General features: G+C 72.8%; 16 protein-coding genes. 8 read left to right on the forward strand and 8 right to left on the reverse strand.

Going from position 1 to position 19,545, the window contains the following annotated elements:
- Positions 1-23: 23 nt before the first annotated feature.
- Both AB0O53_RS00645 and AB0O53_RS00650 read right to left on the reverse strand, forming a co-directional pair.
- Positions 24-794 (reverse strand): bestrophin-like domain, encoded by a 771-nt coding sequence (locus tag AB0O53_RS00645; protein WP_136231104.1) that lies wholly within the window; start codon positions 792-794, stop codon positions 24-26.
- A 122-nt stretch (positions 795-916) separates the two neighbouring features.
- Positions 917-1,228: a hypothetical protein gene (locus tag AB0O53_RS00650; RefSeq protein WP_365192420.1), complete on the reverse strand. Its 312-nt coding sequence runs from the start codon at positions 1,226-1,228 to the stop codon at positions 917-919.
- Between the two features lie 616 nt (positions 1,229-1,844).
- Between AB0O53_RS00650 and AB0O53_RS00655 the strand changes: the two genes are divergently transcribed.
- Both AB0O53_RS00655 and AB0O53_RS00660 read left to right on the forward strand, forming a co-directional pair.
- Positions 1,845-2,684, forward strand: a complete 840-nt coding sequence (locus AB0O53_RS00655; RefSeq protein ID WP_350991931.1) for an SAM-dependent methyltransferase — start codon at positions 1,845-1,847, stop codon at positions 2,682-2,684.
- A gap of 110 nt (positions 2,685-2,794) precedes the next feature.
- Positions 2,795-4,936 carry a putative bifunctional diguanylate cyclase/phosphodiesterase gene (locus AB0O53_RS00660; protein ID WP_350992078.1) on the forward strand — a complete coding sequence of 714 codons (2,142 nt, stop codon included), beginning with the start codon at positions 2,795-2,797 and terminating at the stop codon, positions 4,934-4,936.
- 64 nt (positions 4,937-5,000) lie between these two features.
- Here the strand turns inward: AB0O53_RS00660 and AB0O53_RS00665 are convergent, their stop codons facing one another.
- Positions 5,001-6,080: an FAD-dependent monooxygenase gene (locus AB0O53_RS00665; protein ID WP_365192423.1), complete on the reverse strand. Its 1,080-nt coding sequence runs from the start codon at positions 6,078-6,080 to the stop codon at positions 5,001-5,003.
- 106 nt (positions 6,081-6,186) lie between these two features.
- Between AB0O53_RS00665 and AB0O53_RS00670 the strand changes: the two genes are divergently transcribed.
- Entirely contained in the window at positions 6,187-6,840 is a 654-nt protein-coding gene (locus tag AB0O53_RS00670) for a TetR/AcrR family transcriptional regulator (protein WP_365192425.1), read from the forward strand.
- 70 nt (positions 6,841-6,910) lie between these two features.
- Here the strand turns inward: AB0O53_RS00670 and AB0O53_RS00675 are convergent, their stop codons facing one another.
- Complete coding sequence (locus tag AB0O53_RS00675) at positions 6,911-7,789, reverse strand: LysR family transcriptional regulator (protein ID WP_350991937.1); 879 nt, start codon at positions 7,787-7,789, stop codon at positions 6,911-6,913.
- A 72-nt stretch (positions 7,790-7,861) separates the two neighbouring features.
- Here AB0O53_RS00675 and AB0O53_RS00680 point away from each other — a divergent pair, with 72 nt between their 5' ends.
- The 4 genes from AB0O53_RS00680 (at position 7,862) to AB0O53_RS00695 (ending at position 12,018) form a co-directional block, all read left to right on the forward strand.
- Positions 7,862-8,557, forward strand: coding sequence for a succinate dehydrogenase (locus AB0O53_RS00680; protein ID WP_365192427.1), 696 nt, complete (start codon positions 7,862-7,864; stop codon positions 8,555-8,557).
- Between the two features lie 2 nt (positions 8,558-8,559).
- The gene (locus AB0O53_RS00685; RefSeq protein ID WP_365192428.1) at positions 8,560-10,509 is read left to right on the forward strand and encodes a fumarate reductase/succinate dehydrogenase flavoprotein subunit; all 1,950 of its coding nucleotides are present in this window, start codon (positions 8,560-8,562) and stop codon (positions 10,507-10,509) included.
- Complete coding sequence (locus tag AB0O53_RS00690; RefSeq protein WP_365192430.1) at positions 10,506-11,252, forward strand: succinate dehydrogenase/fumarate reductase iron-sulfur subunit; 747 nt, start codon at positions 10,506-10,508, stop codon at positions 11,250-11,252. The genes AB0O53_RS00685 and AB0O53_RS00690 overlap by 4 nt, the downstream gene beginning before the upstream one ends.
- Positions 11,253-11,370: 118 nt before the next feature.
- Complete coding sequence (locus AB0O53_RS00695; RefSeq protein WP_365192432.1) at positions 11,371-12,018, forward strand: hypothetical protein; 648 nt, start codon at positions 11,371-11,373, stop codon at positions 12,016-12,018.
- Between the two features lie 61 nt (positions 12,019-12,079).
- On the opposite strand, the gene AB0O53_RS00700 is transcribed toward AB0O53_RS00695, so the two are convergent.
- Both AB0O53_RS00700 and AB0O53_RS00705 read right to left on the reverse strand, forming a co-directional pair.
- Positions 12,080-12,742 (reverse strand): response regulator, encoded by a 663-nt coding sequence (locus AB0O53_RS00700; RefSeq protein WP_365192434.1) that lies wholly within the window; start codon positions 12,740-12,742, stop codon positions 12,080-12,082.
- The gene (locus tag AB0O53_RS00705; RefSeq protein ID WP_365192436.1) at positions 12,717-13,892 is read right to left on the reverse strand and encodes a sensor histidine kinase; all 1,176 of its coding nucleotides are present in this window, start codon (positions 13,890-13,892) and stop codon (positions 12,717-12,719) included. Before AB0O53_RS00705 ends, AB0O53_RS00700 begins: the two co-directional genes overlap by 26 nt.
- Before the next feature lie 170 nt (positions 13,893-14,062).
- Between AB0O53_RS00705 and AB0O53_RS00710 the strand changes: the two genes are divergently transcribed.
- The gene (locus AB0O53_RS00710; RefSeq protein ID WP_350991949.1) at positions 14,063-16,339 is read left to right on the forward strand and encodes an MMPL family transporter; all 2,277 of its coding nucleotides are present in this window, start codon (positions 14,063-14,065) and stop codon (positions 16,337-16,339) included.
- On the opposite strand, the gene AB0O53_RS00715 is transcribed toward AB0O53_RS00710, so the two are convergent.
- Positions 16,340-17,038, reverse strand: a complete 699-nt coding sequence (locus AB0O53_RS00715) for an alpha/beta hydrolase (protein WP_350991951.1) — start codon at positions 17,036-17,038, stop codon at positions 16,340-16,342.
- Positions 17,039-17,080: 42 nt separating this feature from the next.
- Complete coding sequence (locus AB0O53_RS00720) at positions 17,081-19,543, reverse strand: excinuclease ABC subunit UvrA (RefSeq protein ID WP_365192439.1); 2,463 nt, start codon at positions 19,541-19,543, stop codon at positions 17,081-17,083.
- Positions 19,544-19,545 lie beyond the last annotated feature (2 nt).

Here is a 19,545-nt window from a genome sequence, read left to right on the forward strand (position 1 = left end):
CGTCCCCGGTTTGCCGGGCGGGCTCAGCCGCCGAGGTCGAGATGGGAGAACTGGGTGAGGAACGGCTCGGCGGTTGCCGAGATGCCCCGACCGAACGGCGCGTCGAAGTCCCAGATCAGGAACAGCAGGAACGCGATCAGCGCGCTGAACAGCCCGGCCAGCAGCATCTCCCGGAACGAACGCCTGATCTGCAGGGTGAAGATCAGGCCGACCGTGACCAGGGCTCCCGTGATCAGCCCGAACCAGACCACGCCCGGCATGGTGGCCCCGGCGCTCGCGCCGCGTGCGCTGCGGGCGTCGTCGGCCACCGCCACCTGGTCGACGAGGGGCTGGTAGGCCTGGCCCTCGTGGTCGGTCTGCGGCTCGTAGTCGGTGACGTCGCGGCGGATACGTTCCAGCAGCTCCCCGCCGCGGTCCGTGAGTTCGCCCTCGTCGGCCATGGCCTTCCACTCGGTGTCGACCACGTAGGTCACGTACGCGTCCACGTCGGAGCGGATCCTCGCCCGGACCTCGGCCGGGTAGACCTGCGAGCGGACGCTGATCTCGTGCAGGGCCTGTGCTTCCTGGCGCACGTATTCCTGAGCGGCTCCACGGCCCTCCCAGACGCCCGCGATCGCCAGGCCCAGCACGATCGCGTAGATCACCCCGATCATCATCGTCATGTACTCGATGACGTCCGGGGTCTCGTTCGGATCGTCGTCCTCGCCGATCCTGCGGTGATTGAAGAAGGCGATGGACAGCACCACGGCACAGGCCGCGGCCATCGCGAGGGACAGGACGAGCCATTCCGACAAGATGACTCCAGATCGTTCGACGTCGGGCGGATTACCGGGGGCGCAGCGCGACGATCGCGAGCACCGCGGGAGCCGCGGTCAGCAGGGTGAAGGTCACCGGCGAGATGTGGTGCTCGTCCGGTTTACGGGTCGCCGCGCGGTACGCCGGGCGGGCCACCGGTTTCGGGGTGGGCGCGGCCGTGACGGGGGCCGGCGGCGGTGGCGGGGGCGCCTTCGCCGCACGGGGCGGTGCGGGGGCCGGCTTCGGCGGCGCCGGTGGGGGCAGGACGGGTTTCGGTACGGGCCTGGGCGCCGCCTTGGGTGGCGCGGGCTTCGGGGGTGGGGGCGCGGGCGGAGGCGGTGGGGTCGGCACCGGGCTCGGCGTGGGCTTCGGCGGTGGCGGAGGTGGCGGCGGAGGCGGCGGCGTGGGTTTCGGCGGCGGCTTCGGAGGACACGGCGGGGGTGGCGGCGGCGGGCAGTGGGGGCGGCCGTGATGCCCTCCGCCCCGGCCGTCACCACGGTGTCTTGCGTGGTCGGAGGGGTGGTCGTCACCGTGATGTCCACCACCCGGTCCGCGTCCGCGGCCGTCGCCGGAGGCCACCGCGACCACCGCGGCGGCGCTCGCGCCGTCGCCGGAGTCGGTCGTCGGGTAGGCGCTGCTATCAGCCACGGCCGGCGTGACGGACAGGGCCGCCCACAGCAGGACCGGGACCGCCAGCAGGCGCCTGGCACAGGCTCTGTTCACCCGGGGAGCATGGGCCCGCGCGCCCCCGCGCACGCGAGGCTCGGCCTCGGTTCGCCTGAACGGGTGGAGTGGGGACCGGAAAGGTTTGAGCCAGCCCCGGAGCGGTCGCAACCGAGTCCGATCACTCTCCGGTCAATTCTCAAAAGGGATTTGTCGGTACCGGTCATTTGCCCCGGGGGCGCCGCCGGGCGCCTTTGGTGTGTGACGAAGAACGGATCACCAATTTCCGCTTTTGCTCGCCCTGTTGGTCAATGATCAGTACATTCGGCTCGGACAGGAGTCCGACCCCGCGCGGACCGCCGCAGGAACAACGCTTGGAGATCCCGATGGAGCGACCCGCCTGGGCCCCGCCAGGCATCGACATATCGGTGCCGAGCGTGTCCCGCATCTACGATTACTACCTTGGCGGGTCCCACAATTTCGAGGTCGACCGCCAGGCGGCCCGACGGGCCATGGAATTCATGCCGGGACTGCCCAAGATCATGCAGGCGAACCGGGCGTTCATGCGCCGCGCCGTCCGGCACGCCGTCGCCGAGGGCGTCACGCAGTTCCTCGACATCGGCTCCGGTATCCCGACCTTCGGCAACGTGCACGAGATCGCCCGGGCCGCCAGCCCCGGGGCCCGCGTGGTCTACGTCGACCACGACCCGGTGGCCGTGGCGCACAGCCATGCCGTCCTGCTGGACGACGAGCAGACCGGCGTCGTCGCCGCGGACCTGCGCAGGCCCAAGGAGATCCTGGCCGCACCCGAGGTCGGACGGCTCCTGGACTTCGACCGGCCGGTCGCCCTGCTCCTCGTGGCCGTCCTGCACTTCCTCGAGGACACCGACCGCCCGTACGAGGCCGTGGCCGAACTGCGCGACGCGCTGGCCCCCGGCAGCCTGCTGATCCTCACGCACGCCTCCTACGAGGGCATCCCGCTCACGGAGGAGGTCGCGGGCGGCGCCGTCGGCGTCTACCGGGACATCCGCAATCCCCTCGTCATGCGCACCGGTGAGCAGATCAGCGGTTTCTTCGAAGGGTTCGAGATGGTGCAGCCCGGCCTGGTCTCCATGCCCGACTGGCGTCCGGACCGCGCCGAACGCGGCGAGGGCGGCGAGGACGGCGAGACCCCGGAGGACCCCTACGCCTTCTCGGGCTACGCAGGCGTGGGACGCAAGGCGTGAGACTTCCGGCACAGACGGCGGGCGGGCCGAACACCGTCGCGGGGCCCTCAGCCGCACCCGCACCCGCACCCGCACCGGGCGCGGGCACGGCGGCCGCGCCCGACGGCGGCATCGAGGACCGGATCTCCCGGTTCGCGACGATCTGGGGGCGGGCCATCTTCCCCGTCACCGCGACCTCGCTGACCCGGCCCGAGTTCGAACGGCACCTCGTGCCGCTCACCCGCACCCTCACCGAGGCCCTGCACGCGAGGCCCTTCGACGCAACCGTCGCCCAGCGGGTGGGGGCGGACCTCGTCGCCGTGCACTGCACCGACCCCGAGGCCCTGGCCGGCACCCTCGGCGTGATCGAGTCCTACCTCGTCCTCTACTGCGGACCGGACGGACTCGAAGGCTCCGGCGTGGAGGCCACGGCCGAGTACCACGCGCGCTGCGCCCGGCTCCAGCACGCCATCGCGGCCGGGTACGCCCGGGCGCTGCGCGAGCGCACCCTCAGCGAGCAGGAGGCCATCGCCCGCTCCGCGCTCACCGCCCGCACCGACGCCCAGCAGGCCCTGCACGCGAGCGAGGAACGCTTCCGGGCCGTCTTCGAGGGCGCGGCCGTCGGCATCGGCATCGCCGATCTCGACGGCAACGTCCTGGAGGTCAACGACACGCTGCTGCAGATGTTCGGCGGCCTGGAGGGGCACGTCCGCAGCCGCAACGTCAGCGAGTGGGGCCACCCCGACGACACCCCGCACGTCTGGCGGATGTACGGCGAGCTGGTGCGCGGCGAGCGCGAGAGCTACCGCGTGGAGAAGCCGTACTACCGCCACGACGGGACCGTGCTCTGGACCAACCTGACGGTGTCGCTGCTGCGCGACGCCGAAGGTAAGCCGCAGTACCAGCTGGCCCTGATGGAGGACACCACCGAGCGCCGGCTGCTGAACCTGCGCCTGCGCTACGAGGCCACCCACGACGCCCTCACCGGTCTGCCCAACCGGACGCTGTTCTTCGAACGCCTGGAGAAGGCCCTCAGCGGGTCCGGCGGCGACCGCTACGGCCTGTGCTACCTGGACCTCGACGGCTTCAAGGCGGTCAACGACAGCCTCGGGCACTCGGCGGGGGACCGGCTGCTGGTGGAGGTCGCCGACCGGCTGCAGAGCTGCGCGACGGGTCCCGGCGAGGTCGTCGCCCGGCTCGGCGGCGACGAGTTCGTCGCGCTGACCACCGGCCCGGACACCCAGGAGCAGGTGACCGAGCTCGCCGTCCGCATCCTGACGGCCCTGTCGACGCCGATCCGGCTGGAGGGCCGGGAGCTGACGGTCCGGGGCAGCATCGGCATCGTCGAGGGACGGGCCAAGGAGCGCACCCCGGCCGAGGTGCTGCGCAGCGCCGACATCACCATGTACCGGGCCAAGGCGGCCGGCGGCAACCGCTTCGAGTTCGCCGACGCCGAGGCCGACGCCCGCGCGATCACCCGGCACGGACTGACCAACGCCCTGCCGGCGGCCCTGGAACGCGGCGAGTTCTTCATCGAGTACCAGCCGCTGGTCCACATGCGCGACGGCACCGTGCACGGTGCCGAGGCGCTGGTGCGCTGGTCCCACCCGCAGTACGGGGTCCTCGGCCCCGACCGCTTCATCCCGCTCGCCGAACGGACCGGGCTGATCGTCCCCCTCGGCCGGTGGGTCCTGGAGGAGGCCGTCCGCCAGGCCCGCGTCTGGCAGCGCGAGCACGGGGGCTCCGCCCTGCGGATCAACGTCAACCTCTCGCCGACCCAGCTGCACCATCCCGGCCTGGTCGCCGACACCGTGGCGGTGCTGGAGAAGTCCGGGCTCGCTCCGGGCGCGCTGTGCCTGGAAGTCACCGAATCGGCCCTGATAGGCGCGGACGACGAACTCCTGGAGCCGCTGCGCCGCCTGGCCGAACTCGGCGTGGACATCGCCCTCGACGACTTCGGCACGGGCTACTCCAACCTGGCCAATCTGCGGCGTCTGCCGGTCAGCGTGCTCAAGCTGGACCGCTCCTTCACCCGCGGGATGCAGCAGCAGCCCGCCGACCCGGTCGACGTCAAGATCGTGGAGGGGATCGTCGCCCTGGCCCACAGCCTCGAACTCGCCGTCACCGTCGAGGGCGTGGAGACCGGTGCCCAGGCCGCCCAGCTGCGCGCGCTCGGCTGCGACACCGCCCAGGGCTGGTACTACGCCCGCCCCGGGGCCCCCGACCGGATCCACACCCTGTCCCTCTCGGACGCGGTGCCCACGCTCTCCTGACCGCCGCCCGGGCCCGTGGCGGCCCGGGCGGGCGGCCCCGGTGGGCCCGGTGCGCGGCGCCCCGTCAGTCCATTCCGACCTCCGTCCCGCGGCCGGGGGTCCGGACGGCTTCCACGACCCGCTCGTACCGCTCGGCGGTGTCGGCCAGGACCCCCGCGGCCACTGCCAGCCGCTCCGTCTCGTACGCGTCGAGCGCCGCGTCCCGATCCGGCCCGGCGAGAGCGGCGGACAGCGCCCGGCCGAGCGCCGCCGCGTCCGCGATGCCGGTGTTCATGCCGAGCCCCCCTGCTATCGGGTGCACGTGCGCGGCGTCCCCGGCGAGCAGGACCCGGCCCTCCCGGATCCGGGTGGCCATGCGGACATTGACCCGCCAGGAGGAGAGCCATGTGGGATCCTCCAGCCGGATCCCCGGGATCCCGGCGCACCGGTCGAAGATCCGCTGGAAGCTCTCCAGGGAGGGCGGCAGCGGTTCGCCGTGCTCGTCCTGCTCGGGCGAGGCCTGCAGCTGGAAGGAGTCCGTTCCCGGTATCGGGCAGAGCATCATCCCGCCGCCTTCCGAGGTGAACCACTGGTGCCAGGCGTCCCGGCCGAGCCCGGGAGCCCTGACATCGCCGATGACCATCGCGGGATCCGTCTCGCCGTTCCCCTCGAAGGGGATGCCGAGCAGCTTGCGGGTGGTGCTGCGCCCGCCGTCGCACCCGGCGAGATAGCGGGCCGCGATCACGCTGCCGTCCGCCAGCTCGGCGCGCACCCCGGCCCCGTCCTGCGTGATGCCGGCGAGCTCCGCCCCGTACTCGACGTGCACGCCCAGTCCTGCGAGCCGGTCGCGCAGCGCCTCCTCGGTCTGCCACTGCCCGATCAGCAGGCCGGCGTCCGCCGGGGTGGGGGTGTCATTGATGTGCTCACCGTCGAAGTACTTGCGCAGGACCACCCCCGCGGCCCCGGTGGCGATCAGCGGTTCGGCCATGCCGAGCTCCTGGAAGATCGCGAGACTGCTGGCCCGGAGCCCCTTGGCCCGGGACTCGCGGTGCGGTCCCGTGCGCCGCTCGATGACGCGGACGGCGAATCCGCGCAGGGCGAGGTCACAGGCGAGCGTCAGCCCGGTGGGCCCGGAGCCGGCGATCAGTACATCGGTGTGCTTCATCGGAAGTCCCTCTCCTCGTCGATGACTCAAGGAAAGCGGCTCCCGACAGAAAAAGCAACCCGGTTACAAAAATTACTCGGTCTCTCATTCGTGCTACGCTGTGCGCATGGAGAACACGACGGGTCTGCGCGAGAGCAAAAAGCTGCGTACGCGCCGCCAGCTGGCGGCCACGGCGCTGGAACTCTTCCTGGAGCGGGGCTTCGACGCCGTGTCGGTGGCGGATGTCGCCGCGGCAGCCGAGGTCTCCAAGCCCACCCTCTTCCGGTACTTCCCGACGAAGGAGGACCTGCTCCTCGACCGGTTCGCCGACCACCAGGACGAGCTGGCGCGCATCGTCCGCGAGCGGCCCGCGGGCCGCTCGCCGGTGGGGGCCGTGCACGCCCACTTCCTGACGGCCCTCCAGGAGCGGGACCCGATCACCGGACTCTGCGACCACCCGGAGATCCTCGCCTTCCAGCGGCTGCTCTACTCCACCGCCAGCCTGGAATCCCGCCTGTCCCACTACGCCGACCGCGAGGTCGAACTGCTCGCCGCAGCCCTGGAGGCGGAGCCGGTGCCGCCGCTCGCCGCCCGGCTGGCGGCGGTCCACCTGGTGGCGGTCCGCCACGAGCTGGGGCGGGGGAACTGGCGGCGGCTCGATGCCGGGCAGAGTGCCGATGAGGCCCACCCGGCCGCCGTGGCCGACGCCGAACTGGCCTTCGGCATGCTCGCCGGCGGTCTGGACCGGGTCCTGCCCGCGGCTGCGCCCACCCCCGCCTGAGGGACCGGGCCCTGCCCGCGGCCACGCCCGCCCCCGCCCGAGGGCCCCGGCCACGGGCTCCCCGCCGGGGTCAGGCCATCAGCATGCGCTTCAGCTCGCGAGCCGCCCGCGGGGGAGCCACGTCGGTGCGGTGGGCCAGCGCGATCGTCCGCCGCAGGGGCGAGCCGGCCAGCGGCGTCGTCCGCAGCCCCGTGCCCGCGCCCGCCACCACCATCGCCGGGACCACCGCCACGCCCAGCCCCGCCCGCGCGAAGCCCAGTACCGCGTCCATCTCGCCGCCCTCCACGGTGAAGACCGGCTCGAAGCCCTCCGCCCGGCAGGCCGCCACGGTCAGCTCCCGCAGGTCGTAGCCGTGCCGGAACATCACCATCGGCTCGTCGCGCAACGCCGCGATGGTCAGCTCCCTGCCCCCGCCGGGCGCCGGAAGCTTCGTCGAGGACACCACCACCAGGTCCTCCGTCAGCAGCTCCACCGTCGTCAGGGCCGGCGCCGACGGCGGCAGCGGCAGGGCGATCAGCGCCAGGTCCAGCGCCCCGCGCGCCAGCTCCCGTACGAGGTCGAGCGAACCGCTCTCCTCGATCAGCAGCTCGATCCCCGGATGCGCCGTGTGGAAGGCGCGCAGCACACCCGGCAGCAGGCCCGTGCACACGCTCGGGGTCGCCCCCAGCCGGATGCGCCCGCGCCGCAGCTGCGCCAGTTCCTGCACCTCCAACCGCGCCGTGTCCGCGTCCGCCAGGATCCGGCGCGCCAGCGGCAGCAGCGCCTCGCCCGCGTCCGTGAGCGTGATGTTGCCCCGGGCGCGGCTGAAGAGCTCCGCCCCCAGCTCCCGCTCCAGCGCCTTGATCTGCTGGGAGAGCGACGGCTGGGCCACGTGCACCCGTTCCGCGGCCCGGGTGAAGTGCCGGGTCTCGGCGACGGCGACGAAGTAGAGGAGCTGCTGGAACTGCATAGGACATGTCTATCAAGATGACCGACATCATGTCTTGGACCTTTCGGGTCCTCCGTCCCTACCGTCGAAGGCATGGCTCTGGCAACGCGGACCCGGACGAGCGCCCCCTCGCTCTGGGGCTCCACCATCGGAAAGAAGACCGTCATGGCGGTCTCCGGGCTGATCATGCTCGGCTACCTCGTCGTGCACATGCTCGGCAACCTCAAGATCTTCTTCGGGGCGGACGAGTTCAACGGCTACGCCCACTGGCTGCGCACCCTCGGCTCGCCCTTCCTCCACCACGAGTGGGCCCTGTGGATCGTCCGCGTGGTGCTCCTCGCCGCCGTCCTCGCGCACGCCGTGTCCGCCTACCAGCTCAGCCGGCTCGACATCAAAGCCCGTCCGGTCAAGTACGTCCACAAGCGCCGCCGCGCGAGCTACGCCACCCGCACGATGCGCTGGGGCGGCATCATCCTCGGCCTGTTCATCGTCTGGCACCTGCTCGACCTGACCACGCTCACCGTCAACGAGCGCGCATGGGCGGGCCACCCGTACGAGAACGTCCTCGCCACCTTCTCCACCTGGTACGGGAACACGATCTACATCGTGGCGATGGCCGCGCTCGGCCTCCACGTCCGGCACGGCTTCTGGAGCGCGGCCCAGACCCTCGGCGCGGGCCGGGCCCGGCGCGAGCGGACGCTGAAGGCCCTCGCCAACAGCCTGGCCGTCGTCCTCTTCGCGGGCTTCGTGTCCGTCCCCGTCGCCGTCATGACCGGAATGGTGAACTGACCGTGAGCAGCTACGCAGACCACACCACGGGCGAGCCCATCGCCGACACCAAGGCCCCCGAAGGCCCCATCGCGGACCGCTGGGACCGGCGCCGCTTCGAGGCCAGGCTCGTCAACCCCGCCAACCGCCGCAAGCACACCGTCATCGTCGTCGGCACCGGCCTGGCGGGCGGATCGGCCGGCGCGACCCTCGCCGAGCAGGGCTACCACGTCGTCCAGTTCTGCTTCTCCGACTCCCCGCGCCGGGCCCACTCCATCGCCGCGCAGGGCGGCATCAACGCCGCCAAGAACTACCGCAACGACGGCGACTCGGTGCACCGCCTCTTCTACGACACCGTCAAGGGCGGCGACTTCCGCGCCCGCGAATCGAACGTGCACCGCCTCGCCCAGATCTCGGTGGAGATCATCGACCAGTGCGTGGCCCAGGGCGTCCCCTTCGCCCGCGAGTACGGCGGCCTCCTCGACACCCGCTCCTTCGGCGGCGTCCAGGTCTCCCGCACCTTCTACGCCCGCGGCCAGACCGGACAGCAGCTCCTCCTCGGCGCCTACCAGGCCCTCTCCCGGCAGATCGCCGCCGGCAACGTCGAGATGCACGCCCGCACCGAGATGCTCGACCTGATCGTCGTCGACGGCGTGGCCCGCGGCATCGTCGCCCGCGACCTGGTCACCGGCGAGATCTCCACCCACTACGCCGACGCCGTGGTCCTGGCGAGCGGCGGCTACGGCAACGTCTTCTACCTCTCCACCAACGCCATGAACTCCAACGCGACCGCCGTCTGGCGGGCGCACCGGCGCGGCGCGTACTTCGCCAACCCCTGCTTCACCCAGATCCACCCCACCTGCATCCCGCGCACCGGCGACCACCAGTCCAAGCTCACCCTCATGAGCGAGTCCCTGCGCAACGACGGCCGGATCTGGGTCCCCAGGGCCAAGGGCGACAACCGCCCCGCCGCCGACATCCCCGAGGACGAGCGCGACTACTACCTGGAGCGGATCTACCCCTCCTTCGGCAACCTCGTGCCCCGCGACATCGCCTCCCGGGCCGCCAAGAACGTCTGCGACGAGGGACGCGGCGTGGGCCCCGTCGGGCAGGGCGTCTACCTCGACTTCGCCGACGCCATCCGCCGCATGGGCCGCGACAAGGTCGCCGAGAAGTACGGCAACCTCTTCGAGATGTACGAGCGGATCACCGCCGAGAACCCGTACGAGGTCCCCATGCGGATCTACCCCGCCGTGCACTACACGATGGGCGGCCTGTGGGTCGACTACGACCTCCAGACCACCGTCCCCGGCCTGTTCGCGATCGGCGAGGCCAACTTCTCCGACCACGGCGCCAACCGCCTCGGGGCCTCCGCCCTGATGCAGGGCCTCGCCGACGGCTACTTCGTGCTCCCCTCCACCATCAACGACTACCTCGCCCGCCACCCCCACCAGGACACCGTCGACGACACCCACCCCGAGGCCGCAGCCGCCGTACGGGAGGTCCGCGACTGCCTCGCCCAGCTGCTGGCCGTCGACGGCGACCGCACCCCGGACTCCTTCCACCGCGAGATCGGCGAGCTCATGTGGGAGTACTGCGGCATGTCCCGCACCGCGGAGGGGCTGCGCAAGGCCCTGGCGCGGATCCCGGAGATCCGCGAGGAGTTCTGGCGGCGCATCAAGGTCCCCGGCAGCGGCGAGGAGTTCAACCAGTCGCTGGAGAAGGCCAACCGCATCGTCGACTACCTCGAACTCGCCGAGCTGATGTGCCTCGACGCCCTCGACCGCGCCGAGTCCTGCGGCGGCCACTTCCGCGAGGAGTCCCAGACCCCGGACGGCGAGGCCGCCCGCCGCGACGAGGAGTTCGCCTACGCCGCCGCCTGGGAGTACCAGGGCACCGGCGCCGCCCCCGTCCTGCACAAGGAAGACCTCGTCTTCGAGTACGTCCACCCCACCCAGCGGAGCTACGCATGAAGCTCACCCTGCGCGTCTGGCGCCAGCGCGGCGCCGACGCCCCCGGCCACATGGCCTCGTACGAGGTCGACGGCATCTCCGAGGACATGTCCTTCCTGGAAATGCTCGACACCCTCAACGAGGACCTCATCCTGCGCGGCGAGGACCCGGTCGCCTTCGACCACGACTGCCGCGAGGGCATCTGCGGCGCCTGCAGCCTCGTCATCAACGGCGACGCCCACGGTCCCGAGCGGACCACCACCTGCCAGCTCCACATGCGGTCCTTCACCGACGGCGACACCATCGACGTCGAACCCTGGCGGGCCGCCGCCTTCCCCGTGGTCAAGGACCTGGTCGTCGACCGGGGCGCCTTCGACCGGATCATCCAGGCCGGCGGCTACATCACCGCGCCCACCGGCGCGGCCCCCGAGGCGCACGCCACCGCCGTGCCCAAGGTCGACGCCGACTTCGCCTTCGAGCACGCCGAGTGCATCGGCTGCGGGGCGTGCGTCGCCGCCTGCCCCAACGGCTCGGCGATGCTGTTCACCTCCGCCAAGGTCAACCACCTGAACGTCCTCCCGCAGGGCTCGCCGGAGCGCGAGACCCGCGTGCTGGACATGGTGGCCCGCATGGACGAGGAGGGCTTCGGCGGCTGCACCCTGACCGGCGAGTGCGCCACGGCCTGCCCGAAGGGCATCCCGCTCCCGTCGATCGCCGCCATGAACAAGGAATGGCTGAGGGCGGTCCGCAAGGGCCCTCGCTGATCCCCGCAGCCCGGCGCAGGACCCCGCCGTCCCGGGGCCCTGCGCCGATCGGCTGACCGGGCGGGCGGCCGCCGTGCCGTGCCCCGGCGGCGTACGGGGCATGGGAGACAGTGGGCCCATGCCAGAAGCCCCCGCCGGGACCGGACCACGCCGCAGAGCCGTACTGGCCGCCGCCCTCGTGCCGCTGGCCACGGCCGGCTGCTCCGGTGAGGAAGCCCCCCGCACCCCGGCGTCCGGGCAGCAGCCCGCCCCCAAGGACGCCGTGATCATGGTGATCCGGCACGGGGAGAAGCCGTACGCCGGGGACTCCGGCTGGGACGAGGACGGCGAGGACGACACCGGCTCGCTGGCCGGGCGCGGCTGGCGCCGGGCCGAGGAACTGCCGCGGCTCTTCCCGCCGGCCAAGGGCGCCCCGCTGCCCCGCCCCGCCGCGGTCTTCGCCGCCGGCGGCAAGGGCGCCCCCGCCCGGTGCCGGCAGACCGTGACCGCCCTGGCCACCGCCCTGCGCACCCCGGTACGCGCCGAGTTCGCGGTCGGCGCCGAACCCGCCCTGGCACACGCCGTGCTGGCCGGGCCCATGCCCGCACTCGTCTGCTGGGAGCACACCGGGATCCCCCGCCTGGTGCGCGCCCTCGGCGCCCACCAGGTCCTCGGACTCCCCGCGTCCTGGCCCGACCGCTACGACCTGGTCTGGCAGTTCACCCGCCGCAGCGGGCAGTGGAGCTTCCGCGAACTGCCCCAGCAGCTCCTGGCCGGCGACGCCTGACCGCCCGGCCCGCCCCCCTGCGCGGGGCGTCCTGGCGGCCGGAGCCGAGGAGGCACCCGCCTCAGGCACCGGGGAGGACACGGCGCGTTTCGTAGGCCCACATCGCGATCTCGACCCGGTTGCGGGCACCGAGTTTGCCCATGAGGCTCGCCAGATGCGTCTTCACCGTGCTGAGGCTGATGTGCAGTGCATCGGCGATCTCTGTGTTGGTCAGCCCGCGGGCGACGGCGAGGAGCACCTGCTCCTCGCGGGCGGTGACGGGGGAGACCGGCTGGGCCACGGGCCGGCCGGCGGGCAGGTCCGCGAATGCCTGGAGCAGACGTACGGTGACGCTGGGCGCGATGAGCGCCTCACCGCCGGACGCCGACCGTACGGCCTGCGCCAGAAGGTCCGGCCCCGTGTCCTTGAGGAGGAATCCGCGGGCGCCGGCACGCAGCGCGCCGTAGACGTACTCGTCGAGGTCGAAGGTGGTGATGACGACCACGGCCAGCGGGTCGGCGACGCCCGGGCCGGCGACCAGCCGGGTGGCCTCGAGCCCGTCGAGTACGGGCATGCGGATGTCGAACAGGCAGACATCGGGGCGCAGTTCACGTGCCAGGCGCACCGCTTCCCGCCCGTCGGCCGCCTCGCCGACCACCTCGATGCCACTCTGGGCGTCCAGCATGATCCGCAGCCCGGTGCGGACGATCGTCTGGTCGTCAGCGACGAGGACGCGAATGGACACTCCCGCTCCTCGCTCTCGGCAGTTCGGCCTCGACGTTCCAGCCCCGGTCGACACCCGGTCCGGCTCGTAGTGTGCCTCCGAGCAGGGTCGCACGCTCGCGCAGTCCGGCAAGTCCGTATCCGTCGCGGCCCCGGCCGGTGCGCCGGCCGTCGTCGCGCACGCTCACCCGTACCGAGTGCCGCTCCGCGGCGACCCGGACGACGAGCTCGGTCGCGTCGACCGCATGACGCAGCGCGTTGGTCACCGACTCCTGCACGATCCGGTAGACGGCCGCGTCCACGGCCGGGGGCAGCGCGTCCAGTTCGCCGTCGAGCCCCAGATCGACCCTGAGGCGCCCGCCCGGGGTGCGCACCAGGCGCTCCAGATCCGCGACTCCGGCAGGGGGCGCCAGCTCGGCGCCGACCCCTCGGTCGCGGAGTGCGGCGACCATGGCGCGCATCTCCTCCAGCGTCCGCGCCCCTTCCTCCTCGACCCCCTCCAGCGCCTCGACGGCCGCGGACGGGTCGGTGTCCGCGAGCACCCGGCCCGCCTGGGCGATGATCACCATGGCGGACACGTGGTGGGCCACCGTGTCGTGCAGTTCCCGGGCGAGCTGCTCGCGCTCCCGGGAGCGCACCTGCTCCAACAGCCTCTCGCGAGCGGTCACCCGGAACCGCACGGCAGCCCCGACCACACCGGGCAGCAGCAGGAAGACGAGGCCCACGAGGTTCTCGACGACCGGGGTCTCGTCCGTGGCCGAACACAGCGTGCAGGTCGCGAGGACCACCACGCCGCCCAGCACGATCTCGCGTCCCGATCCCCATCGGAGCAGCGCGTACACGAGCACGAGCACGACCGCACCGGTGTACAGGCCGACGGGCTCGCGGGCAGCGGCCACGAGCGAGGCCGCCTGAAGCAGGATCACCGAGCCGAACGCCAGCGCCACCGTCGCCAGCGGGCGGGTGCGGCGCCACAGGGGCAGCAGACACAGCCATACGGCGAACACCACCGCCACCGGCCGCCACGCGACGTTCTCGCGCAGGGCGGCCTCCAGCACCACACCGGCAAGCCCCGCGGCGAGCAGCACCCAGTCCCGCCACATCCGGGCGGGCGCGTCGGGCGGCCGGGGTTCGGTCCACAGGGTTCGCAGGTCGTCTCGCAGCACGGTCATCAGCCTAGAGACCGTGCCGCGGCGCGCATCGGCCGAAAGGACGGGTCGTCACTCCACCCCGGGGCCCACGCAGCCGCGGCCCGCGGGCCGATGCCGCGGAACGCCGTGGCGACGAACCTCGGCATCGGCGGCCGTACAAGGACGGCCGACGAGGTGGTTGGAGGACCCCGATGCTCTCGAAAGCCCTGTTGCGCCTGGGCGGCGGCGCCGCCCGCCATCCCTGGCGGGTGATCGCGGCATGGCTGATCGCCGCCACGCTCGCCGTCCTCGCCGCGATCGCCGTCGGCGGGCGGACCGCGGACTCGATGACCGCTCCGGGACTGGATTCCGGGCGGGCCGCGGAACTGATCGAGCGGGCCGGCACCGGCCAGGAGGGGATGACCGCCCAAGTGGTCGTCACCCCGCTCGACGACGGTGCGACGTTCCTCGGCCACGGCAGCGCGCGCACCGCTCTCACACGGCTGCAGACCGAGGTGGCGCGGCTGCCGCACGTGCTCGGCACGAGCGACCCGGCGGGGGCACTCGACGCGGGCGGGGACACCGCCGTGCGCGGCGGCCTCGTCTCGGCCGACGGGCGGATCGCGGTCGTCCGGGTGCAGTACCCCGATCAGAGCCGGCTGTCGGCCGAAGACCTCGACGCCCTCGTCGATCTCGGCGACCGGCTGCGCGCCGAGCTGCCCCTGCGCATCGAGATGGGCGGGAACCTCTTCTACGCCTTCTCCGACGCCGACGGCGGCGCGAGCGAGCTGATCGGCCTCCTCGCCGCGACCGCGATCCTGTTCCTGGCCTTCGGTTCGCTCGTCGCCGCCGCGCTGCCGATCGGCATGGCGGTCTTCGGGCTGACCGTCGGGGTCGCCACGATGACCGTACTGGCGGGGGTGACGGACGTCCCGACCTTCGCCCCCGTCCTGGGCAGCATGGTCGGGCTCGGAGTGGGCATCGACTACGCGCTGTTCGTGCTCGCCAGGCACCGGGAGTACCTCGCGCGCGGGCTCGCCCCCCACGAGGCGGCGGGGCGTGCGGTGGCCACGGCGGGGAGGCCCGTGATCTTCGCGGGCGGCACCGTCGTCGTGTCGATCCTCGGCCTGGCCGTCGCGAACGTGCCGTTCATGACGGTGGGCGGGCTCGCCGTCTCGATCGTCGTTCTCATCATGGTGGTCGCGTCGGTGACCCTGCTGCCGGCCTTCCTCGGCGCCGCCGGCCCACGCCTGGGCCGAGCCGGCCGGATCGGCCGGGCCCTGCGGACCGGGAGGACGGCCCGACCCGCACGGCGGCGGGACCCGGCGGCGGCGGGCGCCGCCCACGCCGCCGGGTGGCGTCGCTGGATCGCACACGTCAGCCGGCACCCGGTGCCGTACGCGGTCGGCGCGGCGGGGCTGCTGCTGACCGCGACGCTGCCCGTGCTCGGCCTGCGCGTGGGCCTGCCCGACGACGGATCACTGCCCGACAGCCGTACCGAGCGCCGGGCCTACGACCTCGTCGCCGAGGGGTTCGGCCCCGGCACCAACGGCCCCCTGGTCATCGCCGCGGACCCCACCGGTGATCCGGGAGTCCTGGACCGACTCGTCGGGGCGGTCGCGGCGGATCCGGGCATCGCATCCGTCGCGCCGGCCCACATCGACCGTGCCACCGGCATCGCGACCCTCGTGGTGTTCCCGACCACCAGCCCCCAGGACAAGGCCACGGCCGACACCATCGCCCGGCTGCGCACCGACGTGCTGCCCACGGCGATCGGGCCCGGCCCGGCCAGGGCCCACGTCGGCGGCGCCGCCGCGAGCCTGTCCGACGTGGGCGAACGCACCAGCCGGCGCCTGCCCGTGCTCGTCGCCACCGTGCTGGCGATGTCGTTCCTGCTGCTGGTCCTGGTCTTCCGCTCGATACTCGTCCCGCTCAAGGCGGTCCTGCTGAACCTGCTGAGCATCGGCGCGGCCTACGGCGTCATGGTCGCGGTCTTCCAGTGGGGCTGGGGAGGCGCGCTCATCGGGCTGGAGGCGACGGTTCCGATCGTGTCGTTCATCCCGATGTTCCTCTTCGCCATCCTGTTCGGCCTGTCAATGGACTACGAGGTGTTCCTCCTGTCCCGGGTACGCGAGGAGTACCTGCGCACCGGCGACAACGGCACGGCGATCGTCGAGGGCGTTTCGCGCACCGCCCGGATCATCACCTCGGCCGCACTCATCATGGTGGCGGTCTTCCTGTCCTTCGCCGTCGCCGAGGACCCCTCCACCAAGATGTTCGGGCTCGGCCTGGCCACCGCGATCTTCATCGACGCCACGGTCGTACGCATGGTGCTGGTACCGGCCACCATGACGCTCCTCGGCCGGACCAACTGGTGGCTGCCGAAGTGGCTCGACGGGATCCTCCCCCGAGGCCCGGTCGGCACCGACGGCACCGACGTCACGGACTGCAGCGACGCGCGCGTCACCCAGGGGCATCTCGAATCGTGATCACCCGGTGCCGAGTTCGTTCGCCGCCGTCTCGATGAGGTCGGTGACCTCGCCGGGGCGGGAGGCCAGGGAGGCGTGGCCCGCGTCCAGTTCGACGGTCTTGCGGGGGTTCATCCGCTGGGCCATCCGGCGTTCGTTGTCGGGGTGGATCATGCGGTCCTGGCCGGAGACCTGGTACCAGACCGGCTTCTTCTTCCACGCCGGCGAGGTCACGGCGTCACCGAAGGTCGAGCCCAGCGGCGCCTTCTGGGTCACCGCCATGACCAGGGCCTCGTCGGCGTCCAGGTCCTGGCAGAAGCTCTCGTGGAACTTCTCCTGCCTGATCCACAGGTAGCCGTCGGAGTCGGGGGCGATGTTCTCGAACGCCGCCGGCGGCATTTCCTGGCTGATCTGTCCCGGGCTCTCGCCCGCGTCCGGGGCGAAGGCCGCGATGTACACCAGACCCGCGACGTTGGGCAGGTCGCCCGCCTCGGTGATCACCGCTCCGCCGTACGAGTGACCGACCAGCAGGACCGGGCCGTCCACCTGCCGCACCATCTTCCGGGTGCGCTCGGCGTCGTCCGCCAGCGAGGTCAGCGGGTTCTCCACGGCGTGCAGGTCGGTGAAACCGCGCCGGTGGAGCTCGACGACGACCTTCGACCAGTGGGCGGCTCCGCCCCAGAAGCCGTGGACCAGGACGACAGCGGGCTTTTCTGACATGACGGCGTGCCGTTTCGCTCGGGAACACCCCCTGCGACCACGCTAGGCGGACCCCGCCCCCTCCGCGACCGCGCGCCCGTCCAGCGCCCGCGCCAGATAGGCCGCCGTCCGGCCCCGGCCCGCTGAAGCCACCTCGCGCGGGGTGCCCGCCGCGACGACCCGGCCGCCCTGCGCACCACCGCCCGGGCCCAGGTCGATCACCCAGTCCGCGCCCGCCACCACGTCCATGTCGTGCTCCACGACCACCACCGAGTGCCCGGCGTCCACCAGCCCGTGCAACTGCCGCAGCAGCACCCGCACATCGGCCGGGTGCAGCCCCGTCGTCGGCTCGTCCAGCAGGTACAGCGTGTGCTCCCGGCGCAGCCGCTGGAGCTCCGTGGCCAGCTTGATCCGCTGCGCCTCGCCGCCCGACAGCTCGGTCGCCGGCTGCCCCAGCCGCAGGTAGCCCAGCCCGATCTCCTCCAGCGCCCGCAGGCTGCGCGCCGCCGCCGGGACGTCCGCGAAGAACCGGGCCGCGGACTCCACCGTCAGCGCCAGCACCTGCGCGATGTCCAGGCCCTCGTACCGGACCTCCAGCGTCTCGGCGTTGTACCGTGCGCCGCCGCAGTCCGGGCACGGTGCGTACGTACTCGGCAGGAACAGCAGCTCCACCGAGACGAAGCCCTCGCCCTGGCACGTCTCGCACCGGCCGCCCGCCACGTTGAAGGAGAACCGGCCCGCCTTCCAGCCGCGCGCCCGTGCCTGCGGGGACTGCGTGAACAGCCTGCGCACCACGTCGAACAGCCCCGTGTACGTGGCCAGGTTGGACCGCGGGGTCCGGCCGATCGGCTTCTGGTCCACCTCCACCAGCCGCCGTACGGGGAAGCCGGGCCCGGCGGCGATCCGCTCGCCCACCTCCCGGGCCAGCGCCTGGCCGACCAGCGTGGACTTGCCCGAACCGGACACTCCGGTCACGGCGGTGAACACCCCGAGCGGGAACCGCGCTTCGAGGTCCCTCAGGTTGTGCCGGTCCACCCCGCTCAGCAGCACCTCCCCGGTCGGTCGGCGCACCTCCCGGACGGGCCCCGCCGGCTCCCGCGGCGCGAACAGGTGCCGGGCCGTCGCCGACTCCGCCACACCGGCCAGGTCGGCGGGCGGCCCGCTGTGCAGCACCCGCCCGCCCCGCTCCCCGGCGAGCGGCCCCACGTCCACCAGCCAGTCCGCGTGCCGCACCACGTCCAGATGGTGCTCGACGACGAAGACGGTGTTCCCGGCCTCCTTCAGCCGGTCCAGTACGCCGAGCAGCGCCTCGGTGTCGGCCGGATGCAGCCCCGCCGACGGCTCGTCGAGCACGTACACCACCCCGAACAGCCCCGACCGCAGCTGCGTCGCCAGCCGAAGCCGCTGCAGCTCGCCCGCGGACAGCGTCGGTGCGGTCCGGTCCAGGCTCAGGTAGCCGAGCCCCAGCTCCGTGACGGGCCCGATCCGCGCACGCAGGTCGTCGGCGAGGACCCGCGCCGCCTGACCGTCGAGGGGCGCGGAGGCGAGCACGGCGTCCAGCTCCGTCAGCGCCAGCGCCGCGAGCTCCGCGATCGTCCGTCCGGCGAAGGTGACGGCGAGGGCCTCCGGGCGCAGCCGGCGCCCCTCGCACACCGGACACGGCGAATCGGCGAGGAACTTCTCGGCGCGGGCCCGCAGCGTGGCGCTCTTGCTGTCGGAGAAGGTCCGCATGACGTACCGGTGCGCACTCATGTACGTGCCCTGGTAGGGCCGTTGGATCCGGTCCGCGTCCCGCACCGGGTGCACGGTCACCACCGGCTGCTCCTCGGTGAACAGGATCCACTCGCGGTCCTTCGCGGGCAGCTCCCGCCACGGCCGGTCCACGTCGTGGCCGAGGGTCTCCAGGATGTCCCGCAGGTTCTTGCCCTGCCAGGCGCCCGGCCAGGCGGCGACGGCGCCCTCGCGGATCGACAGACCGGGGTCGGGGACCAGGAGTTCCTCGCTGGTGCGGTGGATCCGGCCGAGTCCGTGACAGGAAGGGCAGGCTCCGGCGGCGGTGTTGGGCGAGAACGCATCGGAGTCCAGCCGCCCCGCGCCCGGCGGATACGTGCCCGCCCGAGAGAAGAGCATGCGCAGGGAGTTGGACAGCAGGGTCACCGTGCCGACCGAGGAGCGCGAGCCGGGGGAGGAGCGGCGCTGCTCCAGCGACACCGCGGGCGGCAGGCCCGTGACCGAGTCCACCGTGGGCGCGCCGACCTGGTGGATGAGGCGCCGGGCGTACGGGGCCACGGATTCGAAGTACCGGCGCTGTGCCTCGGCGTACAGCGTGCCGAAGGCGAGCGAGCTCTTCCCGGAACCGGACACCCCGGTGAACACGGTCAGCGCGTCGCGCGGGATGTCCACGTCGACGCCGCGCAGGTTGTGCTCCCGGGCGCCCCGCACCCGTACGTAGCGGTCGTGACCGTGTTCGGGGCCGGGGCCGGGGCCGGGGCCGAGGTCGGTCGGGGCTTCGCTGGACTGGTGCATTC

The organism is Streptomyces erythrochromogenes (genome assembly GCF_040684695.1).
GTDB lineage: Bacteria > Actinomycetota > Actinomycetes > Streptomycetales > Streptomycetaceae > Streptomyces > Streptomyces erythrochromogenes_C.

Bases quoted from the DNA above. Each gene is read 5' to 3' on its own strand.
- AB0O53_RS00690 (WP_365192430.1), top strand. From the start codon at position 10,506: ATGAAGCTCACCCTGCGCGTCTGGCGCCAGCGCGGCGCCGACGCCCCC.
- AB0O53_RS00715 (WP_350991951.1), bottom strand. From the start codon at position 17,038: ATGTCAGAAAAGCCCGCTGTCGTCCTGGTCCACGGCTTCTGGGGCGGA.
- AB0O53_RS00665 (WP_365192423.1), bottom strand. From the start codon at position 6,080: ATGAAGCACACCGATGTACTGATCGCCGGCTCCGGGCCCACCGGGCTG.
- AB0O53_RS00675 (WP_350991937.1), bottom strand. From the start codon at position 7,789: ATGCAGTTCCAGCAGCTCCTCTACTTCGTCGCCGTCGCCGAGACCCGG.
- AB0O53_RS00720 (WP_365192439.1), bottom strand. From the start codon at position 19,543: ATGCACCAGTCCAGCGAAGCCCCGACCGACCTCGGCCCCGGCCCCGGC.
- AB0O53_RS00710 (WP_350991949.1), top strand. From the start codon at position 14,063: ATGCTCTCGAAAGCCCTGTTGCGCCTGGGCGGCGGCGCCGCCCGCCAT.
- AB0O53_RS00695 (WP_365192432.1), top strand. From the start codon at position 11,371: ATGCCAGAAGCCCCCGCCGGGACCGGACCACGCCGCAGAGCCGTACTG.
- AB0O53_RS00655 (WP_350991931.1), top strand. From the start codon at position 1,845: ATGGAGCGACCCGCCTGGGCCCCGCCAGGCATCGACATATCGGTGCCG.
- AB0O53_RS00670 (WP_365192425.1), top strand. From the start codon at position 6,187: ATGGAGAACACGACGGGTCTGCGCGAGAGCAAAAAGCTGCGTACGCGC.
- AB0O53_RS00680 (WP_365192427.1), top strand. From the start codon at position 7,862: ATGGCTCTGGCAACGCGGACCCGGACGAGCGCCCCCTCGCTCTGGGGC.
- AB0O53_RS00705 (WP_365192436.1), bottom strand. From the start codon at position 13,892: ATGACCGTGCTGCGAGACGACCTGCGAACCCTGTGGACCGAACCCCGG.